The following is a 12089-nucleotide window of genomic DNA, read 5'->3' as shown; positions in this document are numbered from 1 at the left end:
GGGCTTGTCAACCACGCTTCCCTCCTCCGCTACCATCAGGTCTGGACCTGAACGCTACCAGACAGCTAAGTCATTGATTTACAAGACTTTTTGCCGTTCCGTTGCAGCGGAAGTGGGCGCACTATAGGCCCCTGAAGCAGCAGGTCAAGCTTTATTTGAAACCAAGCGGAAGTCCAGCTTTTCTGTAGCCTAGCCTAAACCTATGCCACCAGTGCCTCTAATGCGTGCTTTTTCTTATTTAATCGCCGGCCTTTAGCATGCTGGGCTTTCAGTCGGATCTAAAATCATTATAGAAAGCATCTCAATATAAATCTGGACCAGCATTAGTAGTCGTACCACTCATACTGTAATGCAAGGATTTCTAGCCTACCGTCTTTGAACACATAGAGCATATTTTAGCAATCTACAGTCAGGATGGTTTGCAGTCGAGCTAGGCATTCCCTTACGGAGTATCAGATGGCAAAGGACCAACAGTGGTACCTAGCATGAATGAAAGCGCTTAGAAGAAAATCAAAATTAGAGCAGTTGACAAGTGAGAGCAAATATATGAGACCGGTGATTACCTTAAGTTTCGGTCAATCGTGCGCATGACCTTAAATACTTGCTTGGCGAACGGCTTAAGGTAGTAGGCGTAATAGAGGACGACCGGAGGTTTTATAGGAAGGAAGCATCAAACGTCACTAATCATCTGTAAAGCTCGGGAATTTAATTAAAGTGGCAAACAGAGTGTCGGCGACTGACTCAAGCGGGCCCGCTTTGACAATGCTAAGAAGGAGGTCTGAATAAGGATGCGCCGCCCGCCCCTAAAAATGAAAAAAGCCTAGCGCGACCATAGTAGGCTCTGAGCATTGATCTTTGGTCGGGACGGAGTGATTCGAACGCTCGGCTCCTTGCACCCATGCCAGCAGGAGGTATCAAACCTAGCCAAACCGCAGTATCTACGGGCGCTCGCTGCAATCTGATGCCTATAGATGCCAACAAATGCGTGAGAATGTCACTCAAAAGTTACACAGCTCACTCTTGCGCCGACTCAAAATGCTGTTGAGCGACCTCTTCAGCATGTTCTGGTACTGACCGGGCTCTATGGCCATTAATCTGCTCATCAGCCCATGCCCTCCACTTTCCCCTCTTTACAGCTTTCTCGCCTACAACCCGGGTTAGCCTCTTCCCACGACCGCTCTACGTTGCTCCTATAGAAGACATAGGGTTCACCTCTATGCGATTCGATAGCGGCTCGTTCTTCCATTGATCTATTAGCATAAGTTGTGGCTCATGGCAGGTCTCCGCATTTGGCGACCATAAAGTACAAAGATAAATCTGAATGATTAGTCTTGACAGCAACAACTGGTTATCTGGGCGCTCAGCTACCACCTTTATATTCCTCATGAGTGGTGCAAACTGTATACCGCCAACTTACGTGAAGTGGATCACAAATGAGCAGTTGCAGCAAAGCCAAACAGGTTATTATCAAAGGCCTGTCGCCACTCAAGATCGAGTTCGATCAAAGGACTAGCGGTAGTCCTTTGATATTTGTCGCTTATGATATAGATGGGCAGCGGCTATTTGAATCGAATACCCTCCCTTCTTCCCTTTGCCAGAATTCGAAATCAGTTGAAATGTTAGTGGCAATGGCGAGGAAGGAATTAACGAAGCAGGGCTTCAAGCTTGGCCCCTAGGATGTAGTCATAAGTCTTAAACGCCTTGCTTGTTGGTCATGGACACAACGCAAGCATTTAAGATGAACAAGAAGATCCGCAACCTACTTCTCCTGTCTGCCGTCATTGGTCTATCGGCCCTCTCATTGATCAACAAGGGCCTGAGGAACGGCTGGTTCTAGATATACAGTTTTACGCTGGAGCAGTGTATCTCCGCGAAATCAACATCTAATGTAAAAATCTTCTGCTATACCTTTTCCCTAGCTGCAGCTCACAACTATAAGTCAACTTGCAATCTCAGGGAGAGCACATGCATAGCAAGCCTGCAGAATACGAAAAGTTCTACTTTTACAACGCATCGTTCGACGCCTTAAGCTTAGTCGAAAAGCATGCAGTATCGGAGCAGCAACCTACCGAAGAATGGCTTACTAATGCGTTCGGCGTATTGATAAACCCAAAGTACCTTCCTGAGATTCTGGCCGGAAGAGAAGGAACAGTAGAAGCACTTCCGATCCCTGCCAACTGGCATTCTGACCTTGCTGAGTTTGGAGCAGTTTTCAGGGCAATTGAGCTGGCCCCAGGCCCGAAATTCACTATGTTCGAGCTGGGATGCGGCTGGGGATGCTGGATGAATATATCTGGCGTAGTGGCGCGACGTGCTGGCCTTGAGTGTAGCTTATATGGAATAGAGGGCGATGAGGGCCATGTAGCTTTCGCCAAGGAATGCCTTGAGAAAAATGGATTTGATAAAACCCAGTCGAAGGTCGAATGGGGTATAGCAGCAGCTAGTAGTGGTTTTGCATTATTTCCTAAGCAAGAAAGAGCAGGCACATCTTGGGGCTGTGAGCCTATATTTGATAAGACTGAAGAGGAAGCAAATGAGCTTGTTGCTTCAGGAAAGTATGAACTTTTACCCCAAAAGTCTCTTGAGCAAGAAGCTCAGCACATAGATCGAATCGACCTTCTCCATATAGATATTCAGGGCGGCGAGCTTGATTTGGTTGCAAAGGCAATCTCTTTCATGAATGAAAAGGTTGCCTACGTCATGATTGGAACTCATTCACGTCAAATCGAAGGAAGCCTTTTTGACCATTTTATTCAGAATGGCTGGGTTTTAGAGATAGAAAGGCCTGCAGTCTTACAGGTTGGAGAGAAGCCGAATGTCCTTGTCGATGGCGTACAGGGCTGGAGAAATCCGCGACTAATATCAAATGCCTATTTGAATAGGGTCTCTGGCATTGGGGATATAACCATCAAGGAATATGCTGCAGAAGTCTCAGCTAGTAGTAGCTTCCAGCTAGAAGTTTATGTGCAGAACGCCTCCAATGATGCATGGAATGGTGATGGTGAATATCCAATCAACCTTTCCTATCACTGGCTTGATAATGAGGGAAATAAGGTTGTTTTGGACGGAGTGCGTACCAAGCTGTGCCGTTCCTGCATCAGTGCAGGCGACTTTGTCATTCAGACATTAACGGTTGACGCTCCTTCTGATCCCGGTGAATACCAACTACAGGTGACTGCAGTTCAGGAAGGCGTGCAGTGGCTTGAGGACTCAGGCCTGAAAACCCATCCTGTTCATATAAGCGTAGCCTAAACAAAAAAGTCTCAAGGAAGAGACTTTACGGCGACTCTAGATGCACTTCTTAGCTGCAGCCAGAATATCTTTCGGGCGGACCGGATTGTTAGCGGACCGCTCGTGAATGCTGATCGAAACTCCGCGTGACGTCCGGTCAACGAATATCACCGCTGCCGTCATGGGTGAGACGAACTGAGGCACAACGATCTTCTTGTGATCAACATTCCCTATCACCTCAACTTTTGCTCCTGGAGTCTTTCAGCTCAGGCACCACGCACTGCATATAGGCTTCTAGCGTCTTCCCTGATATAGCATCCATAGAAGGCGGGCGCTTCTCAATCCTCTCTTCGCTTGCGCATCCTGCAAGCGCTGCCGCACAAAAGATCCATAGGTAGCGCATTGCTATTCCTTAAAGATACCTAATGCTCATTAATGCCAGGCCCAGGTCGGCCTGATTCTCCTGCTTCCACTTGAACTAAATATGGACCTGCTTATCATCCCTTATTGCTTCGGCAGGGATATCAACTTTGTACTCTACAGGATTAGACCAGTCCATACGATCTGCATATATATCAGGTAGCTTCACATCGTTCATGTAGACTTCGAAGCTTCGATCTTTAATGCCGTCAAGCAGATAAGGAACAAGGAAAATAATTAGACTCCTTGGATCTTGAGCAGACTTAAACTTAAGGTTTGCGGGAGATTTACTTGCCCATACGTGATCACGCTCGATAGGCCACCAGCTAACATCCGTCATTCGTTGGGCGGTCGATCTGTTCTGTTTATCAGATCGAAACTTAATCCTTGTATCGGCAGGTATAACCGGTATTACCGATTTAAAATCATCGGCTACTAGATAATCTGGACCATCTATAACGCCGTCTTTCCTCATCCAGCTGAAGATTGGCTCATCATACGGAAGCTTTAAAACAGATCTAGCAATAAAATAGTTAATTGCCGGATGATCAACTTTCAGGTATGGAAGCATTTGGCCTGCGTATGGCTGGTTAAGCCCGTCTTCTGCGAGAATAGCTTGCGTAAGATCTATCTTTGGCGACAAGTAAGGATGCTGAACGGCAGTCAACAGCATCAGCAATATAATGGCATTCACTGATTTTGTTGCGGTTATAAAGCTTTTAGCTCTACTCATTACTAAGGTAAAAAATAGAAGCATCTCAGGTATGAATGTATATACCCACTTTGCAACTGGATACCAATTACCGCCTTTGACATGAGCGGTATAGGCGGCCACCAGAATTAATGGAGCAAGCGCTATAAACCCTGCTCCGTGCCAAACAGTCTGCTTGAAATCGATCTTCTTACCCAAGAATTGGACAACAAATAATGCCGCCATTAGCAAAAAAATCCCGATTGGCACGTTTACTATTGCGTCAACGTTAGCGAAATTTACTCCGCGTGCCACCAGCGCTCCGCCGGTTCCTGTGATCCGGAGAGCTGCCATTAAGCCATCAGATGAAAGAAGGACTGCAAAAGTAATGACTGCCCCTGCAGCCGCCAACAATAGACGGGTCGTAAGTTTCTCAGAAGGCAGCCCAATAGCCATACAAGCTAAAGTGGCCATGCACCATATAAAGCCGACCATATGAATCAGGGAGAGAATAACGGCAGACACAGCCATCATGGCAAGCAGGTGCCACTTACCATATCTCGACTGTGCTTTATAGATCAGTACCTGGGCAACTCCCAGGGAAGCTATTTGCGAAATAAAGGAATTTGAGACGATTAGATCTTTAAAACCAAAACACAGATATACAGAGCTAAACAGAAGCCCTAGCAAAACTATCACTTTGGTTGTAAACGATACCTCTCGCCCAGTCATAACCAGACAATATCTCAGGCTGAAAAATACACTAGCCAGAATCACTGAGAGCAGCGCAATAAGGGTAAGCCCCTGTAGATCGCTTATACCTGAAATCTTCGCAATCCAAGCGGATAACTGGTATGTCAGGCGGGGGTAGTATGCAAACTCTCCTAAAGTTTGCTTAATGTTCTCGCTAGAGAAGTCATCATTTACGTATATAGCGTGAGTAGTAGATGCGTGCGATGACCAATCGGCATGAATTGCTGGCATGAATCTGCCAGCTTGTGATTTATATATCTGAATGGCAAACAAGCCAATTACAAGGAGAATCGCAGTGATAAGAAGCGTTTTCCGACTTTTGCTTACCTGATCGAGAGCCTTTCTGAATTCCGTTTCTTTCTTGAGGGATGTCAATTTCTACTACTCGGATGTCAATATGCTGAGACAGGCGAGATGGTAGACGAAAGCGGCAGTCATGCAAAATCAAGTTGACGCATGACGGGCTTCTCACTAGTACCGAGAAGCCCGTCATGTTTACCATGCTCCGAATATTTTCGATGAGTACTCAATCGTTACATGAACAGCGCTGTTGGCCGCTGCGCCCGTTACGTAAGCTCTACTGCCATCTAAAGAGTTAACATTACAGCGGATCGCTTCAGAGCTATTGCCCTTATACGAATTCAGGAAAGCACTGGAACAAGCGAAAGGCAGGAAGCCGAGCAATACCTGATCCACCGGCTTGAGCAGTTAAGGCAGGAGAAGATCTACGGAGTACGAAGGGTACGAACTTGGCGGGATGCAGCAACACGCTTCTTAGTCGAGTTCAAGGATCAACCATCCATAAGCCTATCAGCCACCTACCTAGAACAGCTTGACCCCTATATCGGATACCTCCCCGTTACCCATATCAACGACACGACACTTGCTCCTTTCATCAAGGATAAGCAGAAGTTGACCGTGCTGGAGAGTGGAAAGGTAAAGCCGCCTGTGTCGAACCGGACAATCAACATCGCCCTGCAGCGGGTAGTACGGGTTTTGAACCTGTGCGCTCGGAAGTGGCGGGATGATGAGATGAGGCCCTGGCTGGATACGGTACCCATGATCACGATGATGGACGAGAAGACCAGCCGGAAGCCCTACCCCATGTCATGGGAAGAACAGTCGATTCTGTTCGCAGAGCTTCCGGCGCATCTTCAGACGATGGCGTTATTCAAGGTGAATACGGGATGTCGGGAACAGGAGGTTTGCAAGCTAAGGTGGGATTGGGAGATTGCGGTGCCGGAACTGGGAACGAGCGTGTTCCTAATTCCAGCAAACTTTGGAGGGAGGCATGAAAAGGCAGGAGTGAAGAATGGAGACGAGCGCCTGGTCATCCTAAATAGCGTAGCCAAGTCGATCATCGACAAGCAGCGTGGCCTGAGCAAGGAATGGGTATTTCCTTACAACGGCACCGCAATTCATCGAATGAACGACTCGGCCTGGAAGAAGGCACGCGTCAGGGCTGCCAAGATCTGGCAGGAAAAGAACTTGCGACCCGCTCACCCAGGGTTTCTATCGATACGGATCCATGACTTGAAGCATACGTTTGGCAGACGACTTCGAGCAGCAGGCGTAACAGAAGAAGACCGGAAGGTGTTATTGGGTCACAAGAACGGAAGCATCACAAGTCACTACTCATCTGTAGAGCTTGGACATTTGATGGAAGTGGCTAACAAGGTGTCGGCAACTGACTCACGTGGGCCAGCTTTGACGGTACTAAGAAGGAGGTCTGGATGAGGAAGTCCCGAAAAACTCCCTACAAATGAAAAAGCCTAGTGCGGCTACACTAGGCTCTAAGCATTGAATCTGTTGGTCGGGACGGAGTGATTCGAACACTCGACCCCTTGCACCCCATGCGCTTTTTTGGTGAATTACTGTAGATCAACATGGACTCTTATGGACTCACGAATCCTAGCAAATACGGGACTTACAGGCTATTCTGTTGTCCCATAGCGTCCAGTGCTATCCACCACCAGTCAAGCGATTCGGTGGGGTAAAAGTGGGGTAAAATTCTAAGGCAACCGAATCAGGCAAGGGGTAGAGAGTGGCGAAGTTAACGGCGAAGCAGCTAGACGCCCTTACTTCTGCCGATGACGGCAGAATCCTTCGGGAGGACGGCGGCCTGGTTGCCAGGGTTCGCGCAGGCGTCCGTGGTGTAACAGTGCAGTTTCGTTACGAATTCAAACAAGACGGACTGAAACGCGATCAAAGCCTGGGCAGCTGGCCAAAGAAGTCTCTTGCTCAGATTCGTGCCGAACGTGATGAGGTTAGAGCGACGGCCGCAAAAGGCATCGATCCAACCGCTGCCCGCAAAGCTGCCAGGATCGAAGCTCAAGCTGCAGTCGCAGCGACCATCGCCGAAGCCGAACGCCAAGCGGCCGAAAACAAGACGGTGGCGGACCTCTTCGACGAATGGACTCGCGACGGCGTCTCCCGCCAGGATGGCAATGCCGAACTGATCCGCAGCTTCAAGAAAGATGTCCTACCGCTGATTGGCCAGAAACCACTGCGCAACCTGACCGAAAAGGATCTGCTCGCAGTGCTGCGCTCAGTCAAAGCCCGTGGCCTGAACCGCACCGTCGTTATCCGCAACAACGACATTGGCCAGATGCTGCGCTGGGGTGAGAAACGCAAACCCTGGCGAGGCCTGATGACTGACGGCAATCCAGCCGACCTTATAGATGTCAGCAAGCTGCTCGATCACGATTATGAAGAACAACGCGACCGCCTGCTCTCCCCCGACGAAATTCGCGAGCTGCGTGACATCCTCGAACGCCTGGAGAAAGACTACGAGGACCTTCCCGCTGGCCAGAAGTATTCCGGCATTCGCCCGGTCAACACGCGAGTCCAGTGCGCTCTGTGGATATGCCTGAGCACCCTCTGTCGTATCGGCGAGCTGCTTAAGGCCGAGTGGCGCTACCTGGACCTGAAGAAAGGCACCTGGTTCATCCCCGCCGAGGCTACCAAGGGGCATAAAGGCAAACGCCAAGATCACCACGTATTCCTATCAGACTTCGCACTTAATCAGTTCAAGCTGCTGAAAAACGAAACAGGGCACACCCCGTTCTGCTTCCCTAGCAAAACCAACGAAAGCCATGTAGATACCAAAACGGTCAGCAAGCTAATCGGCGACAGACAGTGCCGCTTCAAGAATCGCAGCAAACCCCTTACCGGACGCCACCATGATGACTCGCTCGTACTGAGCAAAGGGTCTAAAGGAGAGTGGACACCGCACGATCTGCGGCGCACTGGCTCGACAATGATGCAGGAGCTCGGTGTTACCTTGGAAATCATCGACCGCTGCCAGAACCACTTGCTAAGCGGATCCAAGGTGCGTCGGCACTACTTGCACCACGACTACGCGAAAGAGAAAACCGAGGCATGGGGACTGCTTGGAAAACGCATCGAAACCATATTGGGCATTACATCTTTGCGTCAGTGCTCTTCTAGCCTTGAGCACCAACGACAAAGCTAGCTTTGACGGCGTCCGCCTAAGAGCTAGAAACTGGTTGCTGCGTCTGCCTAAAACGCTTGTGTCACATCTCTCGCTACCGCCACCCTTCCCGTCTTTAGAGTGCCTCGCCTGGATAACAAGGAGGTTCTCCATGTGTACGCAACGCCAATTACTCAACGCATTCTCAGCTCGCTTAGGTATTTGTTCCCTTCCTATGGAGCTATGGACACGAAGATGGAAGTGTTCGGCTCCGTCTCTATGAGCACGGCACGGTTCAAACCCGGCTCATCGCGCTGGCATATCATTTCGCACATCGCAACCAGTCGAGGGATGATTGCCCAGCTTATTCGCGAAATGCGGCACGAGCTCGATTTCATCACTTTCAAACGCTACTTACTCTGTATGGCTATCTCCCACCGGTTTCACATACGGGCTAAAACGCGGCTCAGTGAGCTCAGCATGATCAGGCATTATTTACACTGCACCAGCCAGAGCCGATCAATCCGTGTTGTGAAACTCTGACTCATCATGTCCCGCCGCATGTCCCACTCAAGCGCAGTCGTTACACATCCAGGCCTTTGCGTATTACGTTCCCACTTCGCGTTGATAGCATCGCTGTACTCGCCGCGTTGCCGCAGATCCATCAGAAACACCTCGGCTTTGCTAAACTCGATAAACATGCTCCAGGCCAGCGATAGCCGCACGGGTGATGTATCTGGTGTCGTCGGTGGAGTATGGCAGTTCGCAGATCACCCTTCTTGGCAAACTTGGGCCCATCTGGATTGAACATCTCGGTGCGGATGCTCAACCGTACGCGCTTGCACATGGAATGCTGCGCTCGTATTTTCTCGGCGGCCCGGGCGGCATACGCTACCACAGCCTCCTCGATAGGCTCGAGTTCAAGCAGCCGCTTACCAAACATTCTTGAGCAGAACCCTGCTTCGGCAGTGCGGCTTTTCCGAGACCGAGGCACGGCGTGCCGCGTAGTTCACGGTCCGTTTTCTCTACCACGACACTAAACTACTTACGCAACGTCCAGGCATCAGCAAGTCCAAATCCCAGCCGGTACGGATCCCCGGGAGTTCAGAACCCTATCATTCTTAGCCTACATTGCGCTCCGTCATTGTTCGGTCAATGAAACTGATGTCAAATTGACGCAAGTCTATGCCGCTAGGCCTTCAGCGTTGCGTACCAGATCCGTTCTCTGACCAAGCAAAAGGACGCACTATGACCGATGCTCTCGACACACTGGCCTCCGATTTCCGGCTTCATGAACTTTTTGGTGACGACCAGCTGGCTACCGCCACCCAGATCTGGATTCTTGAAATCGAACGCGCAGCGTCCGCGGAACTGCGGTTCCTCTACGGCCGATCACTGCCGGGTACCCACCAGTCTCACAAGTGGAGCGGCACCTCCAGTAGCAAAACGCCCGTGTATGATGGCTGCTCCGCCAAGACCCATGCCCTGGCGCTGTACACATCAACGCAGCGACTTAAGATCTTCCTGAAGCACTTCCTTTCTGGTGCGACACTGGATGCTGCCAGCCAGCTGGCCGATATCCAACTCGATGACAAACTGAACAGCAAGGTGGGGGCAACCCTGTGGCCCGCCCGGTCATGCACCTACCGACACGAGACTTCTTTCAGTTTCGTACCAGCCGCCTCAGCCCGACTAGCTATGCCAGCGTGGACAGCGCAGCCATTTCGTTCGACAGCAAGACAGAGACCTTCAACATGGCGGAGGGTTTGGATCGAAAGATCGCAGAAGCCGCATGCCAGAGCCTGAACGCAGGTACCGGACTGGACTTCGCGTCACTGGATGCATGGCGCATAGGGGATTTTGAATTCATCTGCATCCCCGGCCAAAATCGCGCGGAAAAGAGTAAGTACAACATTACGTTGAAGGGAGATGACGCCTCTCTCTAGCTTTCCGAGCCACTGACCCAAGACGCGTCCGACCTCTTGGTCGTAGTGAATGCTTATAGTGCCGACAGCGTACTGGCCACCCATACAGCTCGGCTGGACAAGCACGAAAAGTACCCACTGAAGCATGGCTTCAGGCTTGAAGCCTTCGTGAAGCAGATCTGTACATCATTCACCCTGGAAATCTACGCGCTCAGTGGCCTCGGCGAATCCTTCATGGTGCTACAAACCGGTAACTACTTCGTCCGTAGCATGAACCTCAACATGCAGATGGTCGAGCCTATCCGCTCGAATGAAAAGCTGAGCTGGTTGGAGAAACGCGTCCCGCCGAAAGATCAAGCGAAGCTTCAAGCCACCGCGCGAGTAGGCAGGGCGTCAAGAGATTCACGCTCACAGCTGGGAGGCCATACAGCTGACCCTTGGGTAGCTCTCAACAGCGCCACCGAAACAACCATGAAGCAGCTCTGCCCCAAGACTTCCAAGGGGCGCTTCTTCCTTACGCTTACCGACAGTGGTGGCACCAGCCGGATACAACTGACGGAATGGCTCCGTAAGATCTTCGAGAACCACCATGACGCTCAGATTGCCTGGTTCGATCCATTCATGGAGGACGTAGGCATCGATCTGCTTCATCGAATGGGCACCGCAGCAGGCGACTATCTCATCATCACGACCGAGAAAGAGTCGAAGGAAGATAGCAAAGCTGGCGCTGATCAGCCGAACCGCATTCAGAACCTTCTCAACCAGTGCGCTGGGTGGGGCAATGGCTATTTCGGCAATGTTCGCCTCAAAGTGCTCGCCGTACCTGAAAGCAAAATCCATGATCGAATGATCCTGATTCGATCAGCCAGCGGTCGCCCGCTAGCCGGCTATCAGCTTTCCAACTCGATACAACGCGCCAATGATAACTATCCACTGTTAGCAACACCTATCCCTCTGGATGTGATGCCGCACGTTTTCGAGTACTGCGACCAGATCATTCAAAGCACGCTTCATGGTGAGGGCAAAAATGTACCTACCGCCAAGCTAATTTTCGACTCAACTTCCTTCACTAAGTCCAAGAAAGAAGACGAGGAACAGGAGGGCTTGAACCATCGTTCCTGTTTCACTGACGCCCCTCGCGCGGGCGATGTGCTGGCTTGGTGGCTTGATGACCTGGAATTCGCAGGGTTGTCTGGTGCTGAATTGATGAATCAGTTGGAGGCCAAGGGCAAGGTCAAAGATGGGAAGCTCAATCCAGAAATGTTTGAGAGTATCCCTGCCAAGTTCTGGACCGAAGGTCTGCCTCTCGAAGATTTCCACTCGGCTTGGGATGCTCTTGGCTATGTGCTGGCGCACTGCCAAGGGGGTCAACTGTACACAGAGGAGCAAAAGCCCTTCCCGCAGGCGCTGCAGAGCGCCTTGCTCGAACACATTAATCCTGCACGCCAAGGTGCTTTACAGCCAAGGGTACGAAAGGCGCTGCTGGATCTTGAGCACTATCGCTCGCAAGACCTAACCAAGCTGCTGCTTTCCACTGATGATCCCAACGTGGCTTTCCGCTACTCGCCACCCGATACCTCATGGAGTGACTACTATGCCCTCAAGCTACTCTAGTCACATGCACCACAGGCGCTTG

The 12089-nt window shown here is 50.6% G+C and carries 6 protein-coding genes and 1 pseudogene; 5 read left to right on the top strand and 2 right to left on the bottom strand.

All coding sequences use genetic code 11. The annotated features are described in order from the left end of the window. The first annotated feature begins 1965 nt into the window (after positions 1–1965). A complete protein-coding gene (locus IEX86_RS19185; RefSeq protein WP_188867738.1) occupies positions 1966–3252 on the top strand; it encodes a hypothetical protein in 1287 nt (428 codons plus the stop codon). 457 nt (positions 3253–3709) lie between these two features. Here IEX86_RS19185 and IEX86_RS19180 read toward each other — a convergent pair whose 3' ends face one another. Then, positions 3710–5470: a hypothetical protein gene (locus IEX86_RS19180; protein WP_188867737.1), complete on the bottom strand. Its 1761-nt coding sequence runs from the start codon at positions 5468–5470 to the stop codon at positions 3710–3712. Positions 5471–5695: 225 nt separating this feature from the next. On the opposite strand from IEX86_RS19180, the gene IEX86_RS19175 reads away from it, so the two are divergent. After that, positions 5696–6832, top strand: a complete 1137-nt coding sequence (locus IEX86_RS19175; RefSeq protein WP_188867753.1) for a tyrosine-type recombinase/integrase — start codon at positions 5696–5698, stop codon at positions 6830–6832. Between the two features lie 307 nt (positions 6833–7139). Beyond that, positions 7140–8570: a tyrosine-type recombinase/integrase gene (locus IEX86_RS19170; protein ID WP_188867736.1), complete on the top strand. Its 1431-nt coding sequence runs from the start codon at positions 7140–7142 to the stop codon at positions 8568–8570. Between the two features lie 449 nt (positions 8571–9019). Here IEX86_RS19170 and IEX86_RS19165 read toward each other — a convergent pair. Then, positions 9020–9625: pseudogene (locus IEX86_RS19165) on the bottom strand (DinB/UmuC family translesion DNA polymerase); the annotation flags it as partial. A 151-nt stretch (positions 9626–9776) separates the two neighbouring features. Between IEX86_RS19165 and IEX86_RS25100 the strand changes: the two are divergent. Further along, positions 9777–10334, top strand: a complete 558-nt coding sequence (locus tag IEX86_RS25100; RefSeq protein ID WP_229685418.1) for a hypothetical protein — start codon at positions 9777–9779, stop codon at positions 10332–10334. Between the two features lie 152 nt (positions 10335–10486). Next, complete coding sequence (locus tag IEX86_RS25095; RefSeq protein ID WP_268239877.1) at positions 10487–12067, top strand: VPA1262 family protein; 1581 nt, start codon at positions 10487–10489, stop codon at positions 12065–12067. Positions 12068–12089: the final 22 nt, after the last annotated feature.

This window comes from Pseudomonas asuensis (assembly GCF_014646755.1).
Classification (GTDB): domain Bacteria; phylum Pseudomonadota; class Gammaproteobacteria; order Pseudomonadales; family Pseudomonadaceae; genus Chryseomonas; species Chryseomonas asuensis.
This window is presented reverse-complemented; position numbering and strand designations above follow the sequence as displayed.

Coding starts and splice junctions, on each gene's coding strand:
- IEX86_RS25100 (WP_229685418.1), top strand. CDS start 9,777: ATGACCGATGCTCTCGACACACTGGCCTCCGATTTCCGGCTTCATGAA.
- IEX86_RS19185 (WP_188867738.1), top strand. CDS start 1,966: ATGCATAGCAAGCCTGCAGAATACGAAAAGTTCTACTTTTACAACGCA.